General features: G+C 34.2%; 20 protein-coding genes. 7 read left to right on the forward strand and 13 right to left on the reverse strand.

Annotated elements, in window-relative coordinates; translation table 11 throughout:
• The first annotated feature begins 219 nt into the window (after positions 1-219).
• Positions 220-1626: an APC family permease gene (locus tag ACEN2K_RS08655; RefSeq protein ID WP_441758929.1), complete on the forward strand. Its 1407-nt coding sequence runs from the start codon at positions 220-222 to the stop codon at positions 1624-1626.
• 200 nt (positions 1627-1826) lie between these two features.
• Here the strand turns inward: ACEN2K_RS08655 and ACEN2K_RS08660 are convergent, their stop codons facing one another.
• Together ACEN2K_RS08660 and ACEN2K_RS08665 are read right to left on the reverse strand one after the other, a co-directional pair.
• Positions 1827-3275, reverse strand: a complete 1449-nt coding sequence (locus tag ACEN2K_RS08660) for a glyceraldehyde-3-phosphate dehydrogenase (RefSeq protein ID WP_441758930.1) — start codon at positions 3273-3275, stop codon at positions 1827-1829.
• 157 nt (positions 3276-3432) lie between these two features.
• Positions 3433-4833: a trypsin-like peptidase domain-containing protein gene (locus ACEN2K_RS08665; RefSeq protein ID WP_441758931.1), complete on the reverse strand. Its 1401-nt coding sequence runs from the start codon at positions 4831-4833 to the stop codon at positions 3433-3435.
• 137 nt (positions 4834-4970) lie between these two features.
• Between ACEN2K_RS08665 and dapF the strand changes: the two genes are divergently transcribed.
• The 5 genes from dapF (at position 4971) to ACEN2K_RS08690 (ending at position 9011) form a co-directional block, all read left to right on the forward strand.
• Positions 4971-5753 (forward strand): diaminopimelate epimerase, encoded by a 783-nt coding sequence (gene dapF, locus ACEN2K_RS08670; protein WP_441758932.1) that lies wholly within the window; start codon positions 4971-4973, stop codon positions 5751-5753.
• Positions 5754-5767: 14 nt separating this feature from the next.
• Complete coding sequence (locus ACEN2K_RS08675; protein WP_441758933.1) at positions 5768-6301, forward strand: GNAT family N-acetyltransferase; 534 nt, start codon at positions 5768-5770, stop codon at positions 6299-6301.
• Positions 6302-6311: 10 nt separating this feature from the next.
• Positions 6312-7352 (forward strand): endolytic transglycosylase MltG, encoded by a 1041-nt coding sequence (gene mltG / locus ACEN2K_RS08680; RefSeq protein WP_441758934.1) that lies wholly within the window; start codon positions 6312-6314, stop codon positions 7350-7352.
• A 2-nt stretch (positions 7353-7354) separates the two neighbouring features.
• Positions 7355-8272, forward strand: a complete 918-nt coding sequence (locus ACEN2K_RS08685) for a DUF2279 domain-containing protein (protein WP_441758935.1) — start codon at positions 7355-7357, stop codon at positions 8270-8272.
• A gap of 97 nt (positions 8273-8369) precedes the next feature.
• Positions 8370-9011: a peptidoglycan-binding protein LysM gene (locus tag ACEN2K_RS08690; protein ID WP_441758936.1), complete on the forward strand. Its 642-nt coding sequence runs from the start codon at positions 8370-8372 to the stop codon at positions 9009-9011.
• Between the two features lie 74 nt (positions 9012-9085).
• Here ACEN2K_RS08690 and ACEN2K_RS08695 read toward each other — a convergent pair whose 3' ends face one another.
• Both ACEN2K_RS08695 and ACEN2K_RS08700 read right to left on the reverse strand, forming a co-directional pair.
• Complete coding sequence (locus ACEN2K_RS08695) at positions 9086-9622, reverse strand: hypothetical protein (RefSeq protein ID WP_441758937.1); 537 nt, start codon at positions 9620-9622, stop codon at positions 9086-9088.
• A 341-nt stretch (positions 9623-9963) separates the two neighbouring features.
• A complete protein-coding gene (locus ACEN2K_RS08700; RefSeq protein WP_441758938.1) occupies positions 9964-10500 on the reverse strand; it encodes a hypothetical protein in 537 nt (178 codons plus the stop codon).
• A 618-nt stretch (positions 10501-11118) separates the two neighbouring features.
• On the opposite strand from ACEN2K_RS08700, the gene ACEN2K_RS08705 reads away from it, so the two are divergent.
• Entirely contained in the window at positions 11119-13260 is a 2142-nt protein-coding gene (locus ACEN2K_RS08705; RefSeq protein ID WP_441758939.1) for a T9SS type B sorting domain-containing protein, read from the forward strand.
• An 83-nt stretch (positions 13261-13343) separates the two neighbouring features.
• On the opposite strand, the gene scpA is transcribed toward ACEN2K_RS08705, so the two are convergent.
• The 9 genes from scpA to dnaA form a co-directional block, all read right to left on the reverse strand.
• Positions 13344-15473, reverse strand: a complete 2130-nt coding sequence (gene scpA / locus ACEN2K_RS08710) for a methylmalonyl-CoA mutase (RefSeq protein WP_441758940.1) — start codon at positions 15471-15473, stop codon at positions 13344-13346.
• A gap of 49 nt (positions 15474-15522) precedes the next feature.
• Positions 15523-16887, reverse strand: coding sequence for a methylmalonyl-CoA mutase subunit beta (locus tag ACEN2K_RS08715; RefSeq protein WP_441758941.1), 1365 nt, complete (start codon positions 16885-16887; stop codon positions 15523-15525).
• A gap of 17 nt (positions 16888-16904) precedes the next feature.
• Complete coding sequence (locus ACEN2K_RS08720) at positions 16905-17237, reverse strand: FtsB family cell division protein (RefSeq protein WP_441758942.1); 333 nt, start codon at positions 17235-17237, stop codon at positions 16905-16907.
• 153 nt (positions 17238-17390) lie between these two features.
• Positions 17391-17999, reverse strand: coding sequence for a uridine kinase (gene udk, locus ACEN2K_RS08725; RefSeq protein WP_441758943.1), 609 nt, complete (start codon positions 17997-17999; stop codon positions 17391-17393).
• A gap of 262 nt (positions 18000-18261) precedes the next feature.
• The gene (locus tag ACEN2K_RS08730) at positions 18262-19143 is read right to left on the reverse strand and encodes an SDR family oxidoreductase (protein WP_441758944.1); all 882 of its coding nucleotides are present in this window, start codon (positions 19141-19143) and stop codon (positions 18262-18264) included.
• Between the two features lie 75 nt (positions 19144-19218).
• Entirely contained in the window at positions 19219-20346 is a 1128-nt protein-coding gene (locus ACEN2K_RS08735) for a methionine aminotransferase (RefSeq protein ID WP_441758945.1), read from the reverse strand.
• 86 nt (positions 20347-20432) lie between these two features.
• Entirely contained in the window at positions 20433-21155 is a 723-nt protein-coding gene (locus tag ACEN2K_RS08740; protein ID WP_441758946.1) for an SAM-dependent methyltransferase, read from the reverse strand.
• 103 nt (positions 21156-21258) lie between these two features.
• The gene (locus ACEN2K_RS08745) at positions 21259-21726 is read right to left on the reverse strand and encodes a low molecular weight protein-tyrosine-phosphatase (RefSeq protein ID WP_441758947.1); all 468 of its coding nucleotides are present in this window, start codon (positions 21724-21726) and stop codon (positions 21259-21261) included.
• 7 nt (positions 21727-21733) lie between these two features.
• On the reverse strand, positions 21734-23161 hold the full coding sequence (gene dnaA, locus ACEN2K_RS08750; protein ID WP_441758948.1) for a chromosomal replication initiator protein DnaA: 1428 nt from the start codon (positions 23159-23161) through the stop codon (positions 21734-21736).
• Positions 23162-23346: the final 185 nt, after the last annotated feature.

A 23346-nucleotide genomic window follows, 5' to 3' on the forward strand; every position in this document is an offset into this window, starting at 1 on the left:
AAAAGTAAAAAACTTAAGTTTTTGATTTTTCGCAATACATCTATGATTCTGCATAATCAATTCTTGAATTAAGTACTAACGCAGTCAATTAATAATGCGCCACATATTTTTTTAAGTAATATATTTCTTCTGGAATCAGTAGAGCTAAGTTTTATAGATACTTTATACTTTTTCAAAAAAAAGTATATCTTTAGACAACTATTAAAAGCAAAAACAAATATGCAAGAGAATAATCAAGATGATTTTAAGAGAGAACTCGGCCTCATGGATGGAACCATGCTGGTTGTGGGATCAATGATAGGTTCAGGAATATTTATAGTCAGTTCTGATATGGTGCGACAGTTGGGTTCGGCCGGTTGGTTGATTGCTATGTGGGTTCTTACGGGAACGATTACGGTGATTGCTGCTGTTAGTTATGGTGAGCTGAGCGCCCTATTTCCTAAAGCTGGTGGACAATATGTGTATATCAAGGAGGCTTATGGTAAGTTGATAGGATTTTTATACGGTTGGAGCTTTTTTGCCGTAATACAAACGGGTACTATTGCTGCCGTAGGGGTTGCGTTTTCAAAATTTGCCGCCTATTTGTTTCCCTCTTTTAGTGATAAAAATATCTTGTATGAAATAGGAGATTTTAAATTGAATGCGGCTCAAATTGTGTCGATAGTCACGATTGTATTACTGAGTTACTTAAATAGTAGGGGAGTAAAAAACTCAAAGATTTTACAAACGGTTTTGACTGTAATTAAAATATTGTCATTAGCAGGATTAATACTTTTTGGCTTTTTTGCTGCGAAGGCTGAGGTTTGGGATGCAAACTGGGCTAATGCCTGGGCATCGCAATCATTAGATGTAGCAAGTGGTTCATGGTTGCCTATAAGTGGAACGGCATTGATTTCAGGAATATCTGCTGCCTTAGTGGGTTCCATGTTCTCTAGTGTGGCTTGGGAAGGGGTGACCTTTATAGCTGCTGAAATTAAAAACCCAAAGCGTAATGTAGGTTTAAGTCTGTTTTTAGGAACAATGATAGTTAGTATCATTTATATTTTAGCTAATATTATGTATCTGGCGGTAGTCCCTTTACAAGAAATTGCTACAGCCGAGTCAGATAGAGTAGCAGTGGTCGCTTCTCAATATATTTTTGGTCCCATTGGAACATTGATAATAGCGGTGATGATTATGATTTCTACATTTGCCTGCAACAATGGTTTAATTATGGCAGGAGCCAGAGTGTATTACACTATGGCACAAGATGGTGTGTTTTTCAAAAAAGCAGCTAAATTAAATGATGCCAAAGTTCCTGCTTGGTCTATTTGGGCACAATGTATTTGGGCTTCTGCTTTGTGCTTGACAGGGAAATATGGAGATTTGCTCGATTTTGTAGTCATCATTGTGTTGGTATTCTATATCTTAACTATTCTTGGGATTTTTATATTGCGTAAAAAAATGCCAGATGCAGAGCGCACGTATAAAGCGTTTGGATATCCATTCTTGCCTGCGCTATATATTATTATTGCAAGTGCTATTTGTATTGCTTTACTTTATACAAAAACTAGTACGAGTGGCTGGGGAGTTTTGATCATGCTACTTGGTATACCAGTGTATTATTTGACAAAGGCGAAAGAATAACTTCTTATAATAGAATAAAAAGCAAAGGAAAAGGATTCCTTTATTCTATTTTTACTAAACATAAAAAAATCCGTTTCGTATTGCACGAAACGGATTTTTGATATTATACAGGCTGGGGTTATAAACTTTAATCTAAAACTTGAACTAAAAACTAAAAACTAAAAATATATAGTAACCGATTCCAACCTGTAAGCGGAAGGCTAGTAGTACGTAAAGCGTCTTACTTTAGCAATGTATTTGGCTAAACGAATTACTTGGTGGCTATAACCATATTCATTATCATACCAAATATATAATACAATGTTCTTCCCATCATTAGATACAATAGTAGCATTACTGTCATAAATTGATGGTGCTGAGGTCCCTACGATATCTGAAGAAACTAACTCATTATTTACGGAGTATTTAATTTGCTCCACTAGTTCCCCTTCAAGGGCATATTTCTTCATGATAGTGTTAATCTCTTCTACTGAAGTTTCTTTTTCTACCTCCAAATTCAATACTACTAAAGAACCATTAGGTACAGGAACACGTATCGCGTTTGAAGTCAGTTTTCCGGTTAGTGAAGGCAGTGCTTTGGCAACAGCCGTTCCTGCTCCTGTTTCAGTGATCACCATGTTCAAGGCTGCAGCTCTTCCACGGCGGTATTTTTTGTGCATATTATCTACTAAATTCTGGTCGTTTGTATACGAATGAATTGTTTCTAAATGGCCTTTTACCACTCCTAAAGTGTCTTCAACAGCTTTAAGAATTGGTGTTATAGCATTAGTAGTGCAAGATGCTGCCGAAAAAATATTGATTTCGTCAGGATTGTATTCATTTTGATTCACCCCATGAACGATATTGGGAACACCCTTTCCTGGTGCAGTCAGTAAGACTTTATGAGCACCTTTAGAAACCAGATGTCTGCTTAATGCTTCCTCAGTAGTAAAAGCACCTGTATTGTCGATTATTAATGCATGGTCTATATCATAAGCAGTATAATCAATATCTTCAGGAGCATTGGCTGTAATCACATGAACAGTAGTTCCATTTACTATTAAAGCATTGTTCTCTGGATCAGCCACTACAGAACCTTGAAAGTCTCCATGAATAGAGTCATAACGTAATAAAGAAGCCCTTTTTTCAAGACTTGCAGCATCATTTTTATCTCTAGTAACAATGGCTCTTAACCTTAATTGATTCCCTTTACCTGTTTTTGACATTAATTCTCTTGCTAGTAAGCGTCCAATTCTACCAAAACCATAAAGAACTACATCTTTAGGCTGAATTTCTTCGGATGTTTTAGCATCTTTTAGTTTGTCAAGTACAAAATGTCTTGCATCTGGATATTTTTCATCTTCTAAAAGGTATTCATAAGTTAATTTACCAATATCTAATTTTGAAGGTGGCAAATCTAATTCTAAAACGACTCTAGCAATTTCGACTGAATCAAAGATAGTAATTGGCTTACCTACAAATTCTCCTGCATAATGATGCAAATTGATAATGTCGCTAACGTTTTTGTCTAATAATTGGTTTTTGAACAAAACCATTTCGATGGATTTGTCATACCATAAATCACTAATGATTTTAATTAATTCGACTCCCGCACGACGTCTGTCGACTTGAAATGAAACTTCTTTTTGGTACAAAGCTGTGTTTTTCATAAATGAAAATTTGTAAAAATTGAGTAGTTATTTTTTTAAATTTGGCGCAAAAATACCCATTTCAATCGATTTCGTAAACTATTTTTCACTTTTTTTTCAAATAAAAAAAAGCCAGCTTGATTTACAAGCTGGCTTTTACTGTATATATTTGAAACTGTTAGATTATAATTCTAATGACTTCCCCATTTTTGTTAATCATTTCAAGTCGCATACTTTGATTCTCTTCTTTTTTATTTAAAAGTTTAGCAACCGTTTCGATATCTTTAGCTTTTACATTATCAATACTTAGAATTATATTTCCTCTTAATTCTTCATCGTACTGTCTAAGATTCTCGTTATTTATGGCTTTAATTTTAACACCATAATCGATACGAAACCTCTTTTTGTCTGCAGCGTCGATATTTTCTAGTTCTATTCCCTTGAATTCGGTAGTAAAAAATTCATTTTTACTCAAAACAACGGGAACTGCTTTCATTTTTCCATCTCGTAAAATCGTAACTTCAACTTTATCATTTGGTCTTTTAGTATTAATGTAACCCGATAAATCAGCAAATGTAGCTACGTTTTGATTGTCTAATTTTACAATAATATCTCCTTTTCTTAGACCTGATTTCTCAGCACCAGAATTTTTAGTAACCTTATTGATATAGAACCCTTCCGTTTGTGTCAAGCCCAATTCTTTTGAAGCCATTGAATTTAGTTCGCCACCTTCTACGCCCAGGATTCCACGTTGCACATTACCGTATTCCATAATATCCTCAATAATTTTTCTGGCAATATTTGAAGGAACCGCAAAAGAATAGCCAACATATGAGCCCGTCATGGAAGAAATCATCGTATTAATTCCTATTAAATCTCCTCGGGTATTCACTAAAGCACCACCACTATTTCCTGGGTTTACCGCTGCATCCGTTTGAATGAAAGACTGGATACCACTGGTTCCTAAGTTTCTGGCTTTTGCCGAAACAATTCCAGCAGTTACTGTCGATGTTAAATTATATGGATTTCCGACTGCCAAAACCCATTCGCCGACTTTCACTGAATCTGAATTCCCAAAACTAGTATAAGGTAATTTTTCATCGGCATCAATTTTCAAAAGGGCAATGTCCATCTTGGAGTCCGTACCAATAAGTTTAGCTTTGTATGATTTTTTATTATTTAAGGTAATTTCAATTTCCGAAGCATCTTTCACAACATGATTATTAGTGACAATATATCCATCTGCAGAAATAATCACTCCTGATCCTGTTCCAACTTGCTCTTGGGATTGTCCGCCTTTATAACCATAAAAATATTCAAGCATGGGGTTAGAGATTGTTTTGTAGGATACATTTTTAACGTGAACCACAGTATGCACTGTGTTTTCTGCTGCTTCAGTAAAGTCAACTACATCAGATGATAAGCCTACTTTTCTTCCAAAAGACTCATTTGCAACTGTAGTAATGGGATTATTATGAGTCGAAAAATAGCCATTACTATCGAATAATAATTTATAAGCTCCTAACGTGGTGGCACCACTTAAAAGCGATACCAAAAATAGCTTGGAAAATTGTTTCATAATAAAAATCGTTTTTACGTTATTTGTAAGGTAAATTTAGTGCTAAAATCAAATGTTAAAAAGCAGTTTAACGCTCTTTAACAATGATTAACATTTCATTAATAATCTTACTTTTGTAGAGAATAATAGCTTAGATAATGCAAATAAAATTTTATAAATATCAAGGAACAGGAAATGATTTTGTAATGATTGATAATCGTGCACAAAACTTTCCTAAAGAGGACATCAAACTTATAGCCCATTTATGCGACAGACGTTTTGGAATTGGGGGAGATGGACTAATTTTATTAGAAAATGATCCTGAATCTGATTTTAAAATGGTGTATTACAACTCTGATGGGAATCAAAGTACAATGTGCGGTAATGGAGGTAGATGTTTAGTGGCTTTTGCCAAAAAACTTGCAGTCATAGATAATAAAACTACCTTTAATGCAGTTGATGGTTTACATCACGCCTCAATTGACGTAGACGGCATAGTTTCATTACAAATGATTGACGTAAACAGCATCAATAGATTTGAACACTATTCTTTTTTAAATACAGGTTCACCCCATCATGTGCAAATAGTTGATGATTTGGAAACTTATAATGTAAAAGACAGTGGAGCTGCCATCCGTTACAGTGAGTTATATGGTGACGAAGGAAGTAATATTAATTTTGTAAAAAAAATAGACGATACTACTTTTTCTCTTCGTACGTATGAACGAGGCGTTGAAGACGAAACCTTAGCCTGTGGTACAGGTGCAACAGCGGTGGCTATTGCTATGAATGCTACCGGAGTTACGGATGCAACTGCAATAAATTTGAATGTAGAAGGGGGTAAATTAGCTGTTTCATTCGATGTAACTAATGATCAGTATAGTAATGTATTCTTGAAAGGTCCTGCAGAATTTGTTTTTGAGGGGACTATTGAGGTATAGTAAACAATAAATAAATGATTACGCTAAAAGGAGACAATATCTATATTCGAGCACTTGAACCTAATGATCTGGAATTTATCTATGCAATAGAAAATGATGAGAGCATTTGGGGCGTTAGTAATACGCAAACACCTTACAGCCGATTTCTAGTAAAACAATATTTGGAAAATGCACATCAAGATATTTATGAAGCGAAACAATTGCGTTTAGCAATATGTCAAGATGAGGATTTTCCCGCCTTGGGATTGATTGATTTATTTAATTTTGACCCAAAAAATAATAGAGCGGGAGTAGGGATCGTTATTCAAAAGAATGATCAACGCAATCAACGCATAGGTTCAGAGGCACTTGAGTTGCTAATTACGTACTCATTTTATCATTTGAATTTGCACCAACTTTATGCAAATATTGACACTAAAAATGAAGCTAGTATAGCACTTTTTACTAAATTTGGTTTTCAATGCATCGGGATAAAAAAAGATTGGAATTTAGTGGAAGGGGCTTATAAAGACGAAGCGGTATACCAATTAATCAACCAACAATTTTAAATTTAAAACTTTGAACTTAAAGAAAATTATATCAATCGTAGCCGTAGTTGTTGTCACGGGTTTAATCATTTATGGTTTCATACTAGTAAGACAAATATTTGCAGCCAACACTAAATTTGCCGAGAAAGAGGTTTACGTTCACATCCCGACAGATGCTACCTATGCACAAGCGAAAGTGATTATTGCTTCTTATGTTGACAATATGGACCGTTTTGAAATGGTGGCCAATAAAAGAAACTATCCACAATCAGTAAAGTCTGGGCGTTTCTTATTTACTAAAGGAATGAACAGTTACGAATTAGTGAAAAGTTTGCGTTCTAATGTGCCTGTTAGCTTAGCCTTTAATAATCAAGAACGTTTAGAGAACCTTGCTGGTAGAGTAGGTTCGCAAATTGAAGCAGATAGTATTTCACTGTTAACAACATTTAAAGATTCGATATTTTTGAAAGAAAACGGTTTTAATGAGGATAATGTGTTTGTTATGTTCATTCCTAATACTTATGAATTTTATTGGAACACTTCGGCTGAAAAGTTTAGGGATAAAATGATTAAAGAATACCGTAATTTTTGGAACAAAGAACGCGTAGCCAAGGCTGAAAAGCAAGGTCTGTCGCCTATCGAAGCGACAATACTAGCATCTATAGTTCATAAAGAATCTGTTAAAAAGGACGAGCGTCCTAGGATTGCTGGTGTTTATTTAAACCGTTTGCGATTAGGAATGCCTCTTCAAGCAGATCCAACAGTGATTTTTGCCATTAAAAAGAGAGATAACGATTTTGACCAAGTAATCAAAAGAGTGTTTTATAATGACTTAACGATGGCTTCTCCTTACAATACTTATGTCAATATAGGACTTCCTCCTGGACCTATCGCGATGCCTGATATTACTGCATTAGAAGCAGTGTTAAATCCAGAAAAAAATGATTTTATTTATTTCTGTGCTAGTGTTGATCGTTTTGGTTACCATGAATTTGCAGCGACTTTAGCAGAGCATAATAAAAATGCAAAAAAATATTCAGACTGGATTAACGCCCAAGGAGTAAAAAGATAGTTTTGGGTTATAGAAAATATTTAGTTCTTATCTTTTTCATAGTTGCATGTTCGTTGTCTTATGGCCAAAATGGATTAAATAAATTCTTAAAGCCGTCTGATACACTAAATGCAAAAAGGCAAAACACTGTGTTACTTTCTGAGGGTTTGTTAGCTACGGCAACTTTAGCTGCCTTAAACCAGTTGTGGTATGCTGACTATCCACAATCTCAATTCCATCTCATTAATGACACTGAGGAATGGCTCCAAGTGGATAAAGTTGGACACGCCTATTCGTCTTATCAGTTAGGAAGATTTAGTTCTGAGGCGCTTAAGTGGAGTGGTGCTTGTCAAAAAACACAGTTGTTGTATGGTGCTGGAGTAGGTTTTGCATTTTTAACAACTGTCGAGCTAATGGATGGTTTTTCTTCAGAATGGGGGTTCTCTATGGGGGATATTGTCGCTAATGCTTCTGGAACTGCCTTATATGTTTCACAAGAATTAATCTGGAATGAACAACGAATCCAACCCAAATTCTCCTTTCACAGAACACAATATGCAGCAATTCGTCCTACTGCCTTAGGAGAAAACTTAGCCGAAGAAATTCTAAAAGATTATAACGGTCAAACCTATTGGCTATCGGTCAATTTGCATTCATTTGCAAAAGCATCAAAAATTCCCAAATGGTTAAATCTTGCAGTGGGTTATGGAGCCGACGGAATGCTGTCTGGAAACGGGGATTATTCTGACAAAAAGAACCTTTCCGCATCGGGAAGAAAACGACAGTTTTATCTTAGTTTTGACGTTGATCTGACGAAAATCGATACAAATTCACCTTTTTTAAAGACTTTTTTCACGGTTTTTAATTCGATCAAAATCCCCGCTCCATCGATTGAATACTCACTTAATGAGGGATTTAGAACTCACATTTTGTATTTTTAGACAACTTTAACGGGTTGATTTTCAGTATTATAAATTTTATTGTATCTTTGCACGCAGAAATTTCTTAACGGGACAGCGTTTTGAAGAAAAACAATTTATGGTAAAGAAGTGGTATTTTTATGCAAGTTTAACTATTATTATAGCCTTTTTAAGTTCCGGTTTTAAGCCGCTTAAATTAGACACAAATAAATGGTTTCTAGTAAAAAACACAGATGGGAAACAATACTTATATCCATCTTTAGAACAAGAAGATTACACCAATTTGAATATTCCTTTTACTGGAAATTTATTTATTGGTTTTAAAGAAGCATTAGGTTACAAAGAATCTGAAGGAAAATACAAAAAAATTAATTCTCTTGGTTATTTAGGTAAATACCAGTTTGGCGTTGAAACCTTAAAATCAGTTGGAATTCATGATAGCCTTCTATTCTTAAGAAGTCCTAAGATGCAAGAAAGAGCTTTTGTAGCGCTTTTATCTAAAAACAAAGCGATTCTACAAGATGTTATCGAAAAATATGAAGGTACTGAAGTCAACGGTATCTTAGTCACAGAATCGGGAATTTTAGCAGCTGCTCACTTAGGAGGTGCTGGATCTGTGAAAAGATATTTTAAGAACAATGGGAAAAGGTACATAAAAGATGCCTATGGGACTTCGATTAGAAGTTATATGAAGGCATTTGGTGGGTATGATACCTCTTTTATAACTGCAAATATAAATGCAGTAGTAAGTTTAAAATAACGATCTTATTGATTTAAAAAAAATAAAGGCTGTACAAGTTTATCTTGTACAGCCTTTATTGCAGTGTTAATATGTTAATTCACTTTAATAATATCTCCATTAGCTTTAACGATTAATTTTCGAGTTTCTTTGTCCTTTTTAATTTTGAGGTTATATTGTTTTTTAATGATGTCTCCTTCTTCTTGAGTATACAGATATTTATCATTCACAATAGTCCACCCTGGATACGTTTTGTAAATAGAGTAAATGACCTTGCTGGGTAATCGTACATTTTTATAATTTTCAATAACTCTGATTAGCTTTCCTTTTTCATTATAAGTCGCAGATAAGGATCCATTTTTAGTTTCCATTAGGACTAAGTAGTTTTCATAACCTTCATAATCTTTACCTAAATCATAGGCAATAAATTTTTCCTCCATACGTCTTACTGTTTGATCGGGATTTTGATCTGGAATATAAACTGAAAAGTCAGCTCCCGCTCTTTTTATGACAACTGCAGGTAATTCTTCCATTTTAACCATGCCACTCTCAGCATTTTTTTTTGTTTTGACTTGGGCATAAGCCGGAACACTTAAACCGATAATTAATAGGGTAATAATAAATGATTTCATGATGTTATGTATTTAAGTTAATAATGTGGTTACATATAAAAATTCATCATTTGGAGCAATGTAAGTGATTGTTAAACAATGGTTTGTGTGTCTGTTTAAAAAGCTCACTATTGTAAAGTTACTCTTTTTAAGTCCCTAAAGTGTTAATTATAATACTATGTTTTGTTAATAAATAGTAGGTTTTTCCAGATAATTTAATAAGATTTTTCAGAAGTTGAATTCTATTTTGTAATAAATAGTGTAGTTTTACAAGTATGCTATTTTAAATTTTATTGCTTGCGAGGAGAAAATACACCAAAAAAGAGCTGTTTAGATAAATAAACAGCCCAAGGTTATTTTATTTAAATTCCTGCTACAATTTCGCCGTCAGGATGAACGGTTAATTTCCGGGTTTTACTTCCTTTTTTGATTTTTAAATTATATTGTTTTTTCTGTACATCACCTTCCTTCTGAGAATACAAGTATTTATCATTTACAATTTCCCATCCAGGAAACTTTTTGTATACAGAATATATCACTTTGCTAGGTAATTTTACATTTTTATAATTTTCGACCACTCTAATTAGTTTTCCTTTTTCATTATAGGTAGCTGCGAGTGAACCATCTTTGATCTCCATAATTACGAGATAAGTTTCGTAACCCTCATAATCTTTACCTAAATCATAAGCAATAAACTCATCTTCTAACTTTCTGATTTTTTGATCAGCATTTCTGTCCGGAAGGTACACTGAGAAATCAGAACCAGCACTTTTAATTACTACCGCTGGTAGATTTTCAAGATTAATATTTCCGTTTTTAGTCTCATTTTCCATTGTATCCTGAGAATAGGATAGAGTTGTTACTCCTAGGAATAACAATATTATAATATACGCTTTCATAATAGTTGATTTTTATTGTTAATAATTCGAAATAGAATAAATTGTAAGGCTTATATTTACTTCCCCTTTTTGTTAGATAATGTATTCTAAATAAATATTTTAAAAATTCACTTTAAGATCTGGAGCGTTTATAATTGTCTTCATTTATAAAGGTAACGCTATTGTTAGCTACTGATTGTTAATGAGTTATGTAATAATTTGTTAATTAACATTGGCTTGTCAAGCTTTGATTTAATAGGAATTAATAAGGTTTTTTAATGAGATTAATTTTTAGAAATTGATAAAATACAGTTGGTAACTGTTTAACTCCCTGATTATATAAAATCATTATTCCTGTATGGTTAACTGTAATAAATTTCCACGGAAGTGACACAAAACTGTTTCCAACTATGATTAACGCTGGTTTTTTTAAGGCTTAAATGCGAAAATTCTATTATAGGAGATTTAGAAGCTGTTCTGGACTATTTTAGCTTTTATTCTATTAAAATAAATCTTGAGAACTTTCTAATTTGATTGTAATCAAAAAATAAATACTTTAATATTCTGATTTACAGACTTAAAGCTTTATTTTTACTATACAGGAAAAGATATGTTTTCATGGGGGCAACTATTTTTAATATGATATTGAGATTGTTAGCAACGCAACAGGATTTTAAAAAAACTGTTGGGTTAATTTTGGTTTTGCTATCGCCTCTTATGTTATTGTCGCAGAACAAACTATATCAAAAGGCGGGCACTCCTATCAATAAAATTGCAAAAGAGCAACATACTTTCAAGTTGCTAAATGAGACCTTTCAGTATTGTGATACAGATTTTGACGGATTTGTTACAGTCAATCTCAAAGAAATAAAAGAATATATTTTTGAGCAAAATTTAGATCAATTTGGAACTGAAGGTGGAATATTTATTAGCACCAGGAATGGTAATGTTTATTTTGTGACCGATGTTGAAAGCAGTCCTACTAGAACATTAGTTTGTTCTAATAATTTCGGTTCGGGAATGTTAGATATTGCCATCAATAAAAATGGGGAGATGTATGTAGCGGTATCAAATAAAATTTATAAGATAAACGAAACTACCTGCCAAATCGAAGTTACCTATGATTTTAATTTTAGTGACTGGGTGACATCACTTTCATTTGATAGAAATAATAATCTCTATTTAGGGGGTTTTGATAGTAAGGTATACCGGTTAGAAAGTGGTAATTATGATCAATTAGTTACATGGCATGATTTTGGAGCTGGGCAGGCGGCAGGGGATTTTGTAATGTATCAAGACAAAATGTATATTGCTTGGGATCTGGGTGGCTCTACAAGACTCTATGAGGTAACTGTTGACGCTAGTACTAATTACATTTCTCATGTAGATCTTGGGGTCTTACCAAACAACACCTATGGCTTAGCAAGTGAACTTGGATTTCTATATGGCGTTACTAGCTCGCAGTTGTACAAAATAAATCTTAGTCCGTTGTCATTTAATTTAGTTTTGGCTAATACTGGTTTTGATGATTGGTATGGAGCAGCAGGGAAAAATGAAGCAGTTGAAATTCAAACTAATGTGTTTGAAACATTGATAGATGCTCAAAACAATCAAAATGCGTTACCTGATTCGTGGATTAATACCGTATCAGGAGGACAAACAGTCTATGTTGCCCTAACAAATATTATTAATAACCAGCAAGTAATAGTTCCAGTAGATCTAGTAATTGGGGTTCCTCCCACCTTTACTGATCCTAGTCCAGTTGTTAACTGTGTTAGCAATAGCTCAGGGACTGCATTCAACCTTCTCGCTTTAGAGCCTGAAATTGTGGGCCTTCAAAATAATATTGATGTCCGCTTTTTCGAAAGTGAGCAAGACGCAGTTACAGATACAAATCCATTACCAGATACTATTGCGATTACGAGCACAGACAAGCAGATATTTGTGCGAATGGAAAACACGCAGACTTCATGTTTAGCAATTTATGATTTTACTATTACAACTAGGAGCGCTCCAGTTTACGATGCTTTAAATAACATCTATTACTGTAGAGCTGTAAATTATCCTATTCGAATTCCTATAGATTTACAAGAAAAAGAAGCTGAAATTATTGGAAATCAAAGCTTAACAGACTTTAAAACTAGTTTTTATCAATCCAGTCAAGACGCTAATTTAGAGATTAATGAAATTACACAAGCTTTTTTACTGGAGACTACACAAAAGGATATTTTTGTAAGAATGGAAGACAGTAACACCGGTTGTTATGAAATCAAAACCTTTACAATTTATACCGTACCGGAGGTAGAAACAGATTCGTTTGATTTTATTGTAGAAACCACTGACTGGACGTACAACGATAACAGTATCCACATTTTTGTATCAGGGAATGGCGATTTTGAATATTCAATTGATGGTACTAATTATCAAATTGAGCCTGTTTTTGAACATTTAGCCACAGGAAGTTATGAAGTTCATGTACGCGATAAAACGGATTGTAGTGCGGTGATAAAAGAGGTGTTACTATTGATGTATCCTAATTTTTTTACACCAAATGCAGATGGGTTCAATGATTATTGGAATATAAAATATACAGCACAGGAACCCAATATGAAAATTTATATTTTTGATAGGTATGGTAAATTACTACGTTCTTTAAGTCCGCTTGAAGTAGGATGGGATGGCAATTATCATGGAAGACCTATGCCTTCTACTGATTACTGGTTCTTAGTTATCAGAGAAGATAAGAGAGAGCATCGAGGTCATTTCACCTTAAAGAGATAATGTATGCTGTCAATAAAAATATTCGGTTCTAATCAATGAAGATTAGAACCGAATTAATGGAGTTATTATGTTACTAAATGACTTTAGTCAATTAGAATTTCTAAAATTTTTATAGCTGCTTCACTGATTTTTGTACCAGGTCCAAAAACGGCAACTGCTCCTGCATCAAATAAATACTGGTAATCCTGTGCAGGAATAACACCTCCTACAACTACCATAATGTCTTCACGGCCATATTTTTTAAGTTCTTCAATAACTTGAGGGACTAGAGTTTTATGCCCTGCCGCTAATGATGAAACGCCTAAAATATGGACGTCATTTTCAATAGCTTGTTTAGCTGCTTCGGCAGGTGTTTGAAATAAGGGGCCAATATCGACATCAAAACCGACATCAGCATAGCCGGTAGCCACTACTTTTGCGCCTCGATCGTGACCATCTTGTCCCATTTTAGCAATCATTATTCGTGGACGACGTCCTTCTTGCTTAGCAAAGGCGTCTGCTAGTTTTTTTGCTTGCTCAAAACTTTTATCGTCTTTAATTTCTTTACTATACACACCGCTAAAGGATTTAATTTGTGCTTTATACCTACCAAAAACTGTTTCTAAGGCATCACTGATTTCACCAAGTGTAGTTCTATTACGTGCCGCATCTACTGCAAGCTCTAATAGATTACCTTCGCCTGTTTGAGCACAATGGATTAGTTTCTGTAATGATTCTTGAACTTTTTCACTATTTCTAGTTGCTTTTATTTTTTCTAGTTGTTCTAATTGTTGTTTACGAACCATTTGGTTGTCTACATCAAGAATATGCAACGGATCTTCTTTTTCTAAGCGGTATTTATTAACCCCCACAATAATATCTTGTCCACTGTCAATACGTGCTTGCTTTCTAGCGGCAGCTTCTTCAATTCTCAGTTTTGGAATTCCTGCTTCAATAGCTTTGGTCATACCACCTAACTCTTCTACTTCTTCAATAAGTTTCCAAGCATTTTCGGCTATTTCATTGGTCAGACTTTCTACATAATAACTTCCAGCCCAGGGATCCACCGTTTTGGTGATTTTAGTTTCTTCTTGTAAAAATATTTGGGTATTTCTAGCAATTCTGGCAGAGAAATCTGTGGGTAAAGCGATCGCTTCATCTAAAGCGTTAGTGTGCAAAGATTGTGTCCCTCCAAAAGCAGCTGCTGTCGCTTCGATGCAAGTTCGTGCTACATTATTAAAAGGATCTTGTTCCGTTAAACTCCACCCACTTGTTTGACAATGTGTTCTAAGCGCCAGAGATTTATCATCTTTTGGGTTAAACTGTTTAACTAGTTTTGCCCAGATCATTCTTCCTGCACGCATTTTAGCAATTTCCATAAAATGATTCATGCCTATAGCCCAAAAGAAAGAGAGGCGAGGAGCAAAATCATCAATTTTCATTCCTGTAGCTAATCCTGTTTTTATGTATTCTAAACCATCTGCTAAAGTATACGCTAGTTCAATATCAGCTGTAGCGCCTGCTTCTTGCATGTGGTATCCAGAAATAGAGATGGAATTGAATTTCGGCATTTTTTTACTGGTATATTCGAAAATATCAGCAATAATTTTCATCGAAGGAGTAGGAGGATAGATGTAGGTGTTGCGCACCATAAATTCCTTTAAAATATCGTTTTGAATGGTTCCTGATAATAACTCTGGTTTTACACCTTGTTCTTCAGCAGCGACGATGTAGAATGCCATGATGGGTAAAACGGCACCATTCATAGTCATTGAAACCGACATTTGGTCTAAAGGAATCTGGTCAAAAAGCACTTTCATATCTTCAACAGAATCTATTGCTACTCCTGCTTTCCCTACGTCTCCCACTACACGTTCATGATCAGAGTCATAACCCCGATGTGTAGGCAAGTCAAAGGCAATGGATAAGCCTTTTTGTCCAGCTGCAAGATTACGTCTATAAAAGGCGTTGCTTTCTTCGGCGGTTGAAAATCCGGCATATTGTCTAATGGTCCATGGTCTACGTACATACATAGTCGTATACGGGCCACGTAAATTAGGAGCAAATCCTGCTCCAAAATCAAGATGGGTAAGGTTTTCTATATCCTTTTCAGAATAAGTGGGTTTTAGTTCAATGTTTTCGGCAGTTAAGAAACCTTCAGTCTGTTCTATTTGACTAAGTGGTTCTTTTTTAATGCTTTCTAATTGAATATGTTTGAGGTCATTTCGTATCATCTGAGGATCTTAATTTGCACTATTTGTAATGAATTGTTAGCTCTAGCTTTTATTCTGTTGCTAGTCGTTCTTGTTCTACTTTCTCGGCTAATCGCTTTTCGATTATGGGAGTAATCAATGTTTTCCTTGGATTCATTTTCACAAAAGGGAACAGTTCTAAATCCTGCTTCATGTGGTCGTCTTTATTAGGGTATTTATTTGTTCCTAATAAAACTTCTTTTCCGGTGTCAAAAAGCTCTTGCTCTTTGTCAGCACTTTCCTGAATCTTTCTTTTGATAATCCCTTCATTCAATTGCTTAAGGAAACCGCCATTAGCTTCTATATCTTTAAATAAAACCAGTGCTTTTTCTGCTAATTGATTGGTTAGTGTTTCAATATAATAACTACCATCAGCAGTATTGTTTACTTTGTCAAAATAGCTTTCATTTTTAAGCACTAAGAGTTGATTTCTAGCAATACGATCGCCAAATTCATTGTCCTTGTGGTAGAGGGAATCATAAGCTAGGTTTGCCACAGTATCTGCACCACCAATTATTGCCGACATACATTCTGTTGTAGTGCGAAGCATATTGACATTATAATCGTACAATGTTTTGTTTCGCTTAGTAGGTGTTGCTAAAATATGGCAATCTAAATCATGGTTGTATTCTTTAGCAATAAGTTTATATAAAATTCTTATTGCGCGTAGTTTAGCTATTTCAAAAAAGTAATTTGTTCCTACAGCTACTTTAATAACCACTTTTTGATTGATAATAGGAATTCTATTAAAATACTCATTTGCATGTGCTAAAGCGTAAGCAATTTGTTGCACCATATTAGCACCTGCATTTTGATACAAACTAGAGTCGATACTAATAATGGAATTTGTAGTAATAGAATTGGCTAGCAAATTGAGGCTATCAAAATTAGTTTTTTCCGCTGTTGGAAACCAATTACCATCCTTAGCTAATTGTCCTATTGGATCTAAATTGTAATAAAATGTTGCCTTGTGCTGTACCGCTATCTGCTCAATTTTTTTAACGAAATCGATTGAAAAAAAGTTCATGTTAAAATAAACAGGTATATTTTGTAATGGTAATTTTTCTAATAGTTTTTCTACAGCTATCGATTCATCTTCTATGGTAAAACGTAAACTTTCAGCACCGCGATTAATGGAGTCTAAAGCACGTTCTACTGATTTGTCAACGTCGTAAACAAAGATATTTTGACAGATTTTAAATTCAGTAGCTTTAGTCTCTACTGCTAATGATTTTGAAAATTCGTCTTTATGATAAAAAGGTTTTACCTTAATGTCTTCAGGAGAATTCCATATTAAAGTATCGTTGTAATCTGCTCCTTTAAGTTCAAACTGGATTTTTTGTTTCCATTGTTTGGATGAAACAGACTCGAAATCTTCGAATTGATTAATAGCCATTTTTATTTTTTTATAATTCAAGATTTAGTATTGTTAGCAATGCTGTCGCTTTCAAACTCTATGATGTATATGTCTTCATTTTCTTTCTTCATGAAGTACTTCTCGCGAGCATACTTTTCTATTTGTTCAGGATTTTTTAGCTGCTTGATTTGCTCTTCGTCCTTTTTGATTTCTTCTTGATAGTATGTTTTGTTATCCTCTAATTCACTAATTTGATTGTCTAAAAAGCGATGATCAAAATAAGAATAGTTGTCTAGAAAAACCATCCAGGTGATAAAAAACAATAGTGCCCAAACGTATTTGTTGCTCACAAATTTAAACCATGATTTGTCTTTATAGGGGTTTTTCATTTTGATGTTTTTTTAGCCCTGATGGAAACGGTATCCTTATATGCCGGGGTTCGGCATATAAGATTAAGTGTACAGCAGGAAGTAGCTCCTTATTTTAGAAAAAAATCGAAAAGCTACCGGATAACGTATAGCTGTGATAAATTTACAATAAAATTATAGAATTCTTTGATTAATTACCGCACGAACGACATCAATTGCTACAGTATTGTATTTGTCATTAGGGATAATGATGTCAGCAAAAGCTTTTGTAGGCTCAATAAATTGCTGGTGCATGGGTTTTAATGTATTTTGGTATCGGTTTAAAACTTCGTCCATATCACGACCACGCTCTGCAATATCTCTTTTTAAACGACGAATTAGACGCTCGTCAGAGTCGGCATGAACGTAAATTTTTACGTCAAATAAATCTCTTAATTCTGGATTTGCTAGAATTAAGATTCCCTCAACAATCATTACTTTTCTAGGGTGCGTAGTAATAGTATCTTCAGTTCTATTGTGTGTTACAAAAGAATATACGGGTTGTTGAATCGTTTTTTCGGCTTTAAGTTCTTTAAGGTGAGAAACTAAAAGTTCAAAATCGATGGCACGGGGATGATCAAAATTGATCAGTGCACGTTCATCAAAACTTAAATTATGATTTTCTTTATAGTATGAATCCTGAGAAATAATACCTACTTCTGTTTCTGGTAATTCATTCATAATCTGATGAACAACGGTTGTTTTACCGCTTCCTGTTCCGCCTGCAATCCCTATGATAAGCATAAAATAGTTAAGTTTATTTGTTTTGCTGCAAAAATAGGAATTTATCGATTGAAAATAGAGAATTGCTAAATTAGAATTAGTATTTATTATTTGTTTTAAACTTTGTTCTGGTTTTAGTATTATTTGTTGCTAATCTATCGGGTATTTATAGGTTTGCTTTTAAAAATCTTACGTTTTAACTCTTTTGTCTACTGCTGCCTTTAGAAAAAAAAGAGCGCTAAATAACTTTAGCGCTCCTAGGTAAAAAGAATTCAGATCTTACTTATTTATTCTTCTTTGCTTTTATCATCATCTCGAGCTGGTCCCAAAGTTCTTCTGGAATCGCTTCCAGTAAATTGAACTGCCCAGCTCCTTTTAACCATTCACCGCCATCAATCACAACAACTTCACCATTTATATATGCCGAAAAATCAGATACTAAATAGGCTGCTAAGTTGGCTAATTCCTGATGGTCTCCCACACGCTTTAAAGGCACTTTCTTAGCCATGTCAAATTTTTCAGCGAGATCTCCAGGAAGTAATCTGTCCCAGGCTCCTTTAGTAGGGAAAGGTCCTGGCGCAATAGCATTAGTACGAATACCGTATTTTGCCCATTCTACTGCTAAACTGCGTGTCATAGCAAGTACTCCAGCTTTGGCAGTGGCACTTGGAACAACATACGCTGATCCAGTCCAGGCATAAGTGGTTACAATATTTAAAACGGTAGCAGCTGTTTGTTTAGTATCTATCCAATGTTTACCAAAAGCAAGCGTACAGTTTTTTGTTCCCTTTAAAACAATGTCAATAACAGTATCAAAAGCGTTGGCCGATAATCTTTCTGTTGGAGAAATAAAATTCCCAGCAGCATTGTTGAGTAATACATCTACTTTGCCAAAAGCTTTTAAAACTTCCTGTAACATGTTTTCGACCTCTTCATAATGACGCACGTCACACTGGAGTGGGAGACAAGTTCCTCCCGTTTCAGTTTCGAGTTCTGATGCAGTGTTTTTTAATTTATCTAAATCTCTAGAGGTAATAGCAACTGCAGCACCTAACTCTAAGAAATATTTTGTCATAGCTTTTCCTAGTCCGCTACCACCACCAGTAACTACAATTACTTTTCCTTTAAGGGCATCGTCGCGTAACATTTTGTCAGTATAAGTCATGAGAGTTGTTTTTATTGTAAATATAGTAAATTAATTTAGTATGCGTGCATACTAAATTAATTTACTATATTTACTTTATATTTGGCATAACCTCTTGGCTGCCTCTTCTAGGGTAAGATTGTCTTTTGCAAAACAAAACCGAATTAACTTTAAATCTTTGCCGTTAGCATAAAAGCTAGATATAGGAATTGCGGCAACTCCATGTTCGATGATTAATCGTCTACAGAAATCTACATCATTTTCAGTTGAAATTTTTGCGTAAGAAGCGGCTTGGAAATAAGTTCCTTCACAAGGCAATAGCTCAAATGGACTATTTTTAAGTAGTGATCTAAAGAAGTCTCTTTTTTCAAGATAGTTTTGGCTGATGTCATTTACCGAAACAGTTTCAAGGTAATTACTTATCGCAATTTGAGAAATACTATTGACACTAAACACTACAAATTGATGTACTTTTTTTATTTCTTTCATCAAATGTTCAGGGGCGATGAGGTAGCCTATCTTCCAACCAGTAATATGAAAGGATTTTCCAAACGAGGATACAATAACAGCACGGTTGATTAATTTTTTACGTGTATTTAGCGATAGGTGCTTTTGTTCAAAAGTAATGTATTCGTAAACTTCATCAGAAAGCAAAATTATGTTCGGGTATTTTTCCAAAATATTTTCTAGTGCCTCTAAGTCAGCGTGGGTTAAAATCTTGCCTGTGGGATTATGCGGACTGTTAATGATTAACATTTTGGTTTTTGACGAGCAGGCTTCTTCAATTTTTAACCAATTGGGTGTGTAATCATCTTTTAATGCAATACGAACAGGAACGCCCTTGCACAATAGAATAGGTGCTTCATAACAATCATAACTTGGATCCAGAAGGATAACTTCATCATTTGTATCTACCAAGGCCTGAATTGTGGTAAATATAGCTTGTGTAGCACCAGCGGTTACTAAAATTTCAGTATCGGGAATAACCGTTCTATCATACGATTGATTTGTTAGTGCAGCTATTTTATCCAATAGAGGTGGGTAACCTGCCATAGGTAAATATTGATGGACATTTTCACTGGCCAACTTTTCAATAATGGCGGTCAATCTTTTATCTACCGGAAAATTAGGGAAGCCTTGCGAAAGATTTATCGCATTGTACTCTGCCGCCATTTTTGACATTGTTGTAAAAATGCTTGTGCCTATATTTGGAAGTTTACTCATAAAAAAATCATTAATTCTTTTTATAAAAATAGTTATTTTATAAAAAGAATTAATGATTTTAACTTATTAAAAAAGGAGACTACAGTTTACATTTTGTGAATAATAAATATCGTAGGACGTTTATGTAAGTCTATTGTTTCTTTTTTCCAGGCTGCAATTTTCTTAGTTTTGATATATTCTGTGGGCAAAGTAATATCTGTAGCGATACAAAGATGCGTTTCTGGATTAAGAGTTTGTAATAAATCTTCTAGTAATTTATTGTTACGATACGGTGTTTCAATAAAAATTTGAGATTGATTTTTTTCGAACGAAATTCTTTCTAAACTCTTGAAACTGGCTCTTTTTTCGTCTTTTTCAATAGGTAAATAACCATGAAATGTAAAACTTTGACCGTTCATTCCAGAAGCCATCATTGCCAATAGGATAGAGGAAGGTCCAACTAAAGGCACCACTTGTATTCCTTTGTCGTGTGCTAATTTTACGATTACTGCACCAGGATCAGCCACGCCAGGGCAGCCAGCTTCACTCATTAAGCCCACATTTTTACCTTCTAATAAAGGTTTAATGAAATCAAGATGTTCTTTTACTTCAGTACGTTTATTTAAAGTAAATAGAATTAATTCTGATTGCTTTTTTTCGGGGTTAACCTCTTTGATAGATTTTCGAGCGGTCTTCTCGTTTTCAACTATATAATGGTCAATGAAATCAATTGTTCTTTTGACAGTTTGTGGTAAAACATCCATAGGATCGCAATCTCCCATTGTAGTTGGGATTAAATACAATTTTCCTAAAAGAGTAGTTGGTTTCATAATGCTCATTTTTATTTGTAACTAATTTAATAGCACAAAGAACGGCATTAATATGGAAAAATAGAGAAGGAGTTCTTTAAAATTAATTTGGGGTAAATGTCTTTTAGGCGTGTTTTGCTATTAGTTTTTCGGCAATAACATCACATACTTCATCCAGCATTTGATAGACAATTTGAAAACCATTGTTTAAACCAAAATAAGGATCCGGTACATCTACATTTTCATTAGGGAATAACTCATTCAAAATGATTTGTACTTTGTCTTTTTGCTCTTGGCTGTTACTAAGTTCAATAACATCATTGTAATTAGACTTATCCATCACATAGATATAATCAAAAGAGTCAAAGTCAGCTTTTTTAAACTGTCTTCCTTTTTGTAGGGAAATGTCTAATTTGTTTTTTTGAGCAGTAGCTATAGATCGTGCATCTGGAGAATGGCCTACATGCCAAGAACCCGTACCAGCAGAATCTACAATAAATTTATCTTTGGGTAGCTTAGAAGCAAGTATACCTTCGGCCAGTGGTGACCTACAGATATTTCCTAAACAAACCATTAAAATTTTTACGGGCATGATGCTTTTATAGCGTTAATTTTTTATGAATGTCATCAACAAATTTCTTAAACTGTTTGTCTGTTGCTACTAAATTGTCAACGGTTTTACAAGCATGCAATACAGTGGCATGATCGCGGTCTCCAATTTGAGATCCAATATTAGCCAAAGAGGCTTTAGTGAATTTTTTAGCAAAGAACATAGCCAGTTGTCTCGCTTGTACAACATGTCTTTTTCTTGTTTTTGACTGTAATGTTTCTAAATCCAGTTGGAAATAATCAGAAACAATTTTTTGAATGTAGTCAATTGAAATTTCGCGTTTTACATTTTTCACAAATTTCTCAACAACGCTTTTGGCTAATTCAATAGTTACCTCTTTTTTATTAAAAGAAGATTGTGCTATCAAAGAGATGATGGCACCTTCTAACTCGCGTACATTAGATTTAATGTTGCGGGCTACGTATTCTATAATTTCCTCAGGAATCTCTACACCATCGCGGTATAGGATGTTTTTAAGGATTGAAATTCTTGTTTCGTAATCTGGTTGATGTAACTCTGCTGATAGTCCCCATTTAAAACGAGATAATAAACGTTGTTCAATATCTTGCATATCAACAGGAGCCTTATCAGAAGTTAAGATAACCTGTTTTCCATTTTGATGCAAGTAATTGAAAATATGGAAGAATACATCTTGCGTTCCTGATTTTCCCGAAAGAAATTGTACGTCATCAATGATTAACACATCAATCAACTGATAGAAGTGAATGAAATCATTTCTATTGTTTTTCTTAACAGAGTCAATGTATTGTTGCGTGAATATTTCAGCTGAAATGTATAAAACCGTCTTCTCAGGATATTTGTCTTTAATTTCAACACCTATAGCATGTGCTAAGTGCGTTTTACCTAAACCTACACCACCAAAAATAAGTAATGGGTTAAAAGAGGTTCCTCCCGGTTTATTAGCTACTGCCATACCTGCTGAGCGAGCTAGTCTATTTGAATCTCCTTCAAGAAAATTGTCAAAACTGTAATTAGCGTTTAACTGTGATTCAATTTTTAAGTTTCTGATTCCTGGAATTACAAATGGATTCTTTAATTCGGGATCTAAATTCTTAAAAGGAGCATCAACGTTCTGAGGTTTCATTGGAGCCCGATTGGCACTTGGTAACTGTTCTGTAAACGGTTGTTTGTTACCATAAGTGTTTTCCATCTTAATTTTATAAAGTAACTTTGCGTTTTTACCAAGTTCTTTAGTCAAGGCAACTTTTAATAATTTCACATAGTGTTCTTCCAACCATTCGTAGAAAAATTTACTAGGAACTTGAATGTATAATGCGTTATCGGTAAGTTCAACTGATTTAATTGGTTCAAACCAAGTTTTATAGGCTTGGTCCTGAATGTTGTCTTTAATAAAAGACAAACAGTTTTCCCATACTGATTGAGCAGTTTTGTTCATAAATTCTGTTAAATTATTTTATTTAGTAATCGTTACCTTATAGAAAAAGAAGTTGAAATATCGTTTTTTTTCGGGGTAACAAATATGTGAACAAATTTCTGTAAAAAAAAATAATTAGAGGTTGAATTTGTAGAAATAAAGTTGTAAGTAAGGAGAGCTTGGTAAAATGTTAATGTAAAAAACCA

Source organism: Flavobacterium sp. W21_SRS_FM3 (genome assembly GCF_052113625.1).
Lineage (GTDB): Bacteria > Bacteroidota > Bacteroidia > Flavobacteriales > Flavobacteriaceae > Flavobacterium.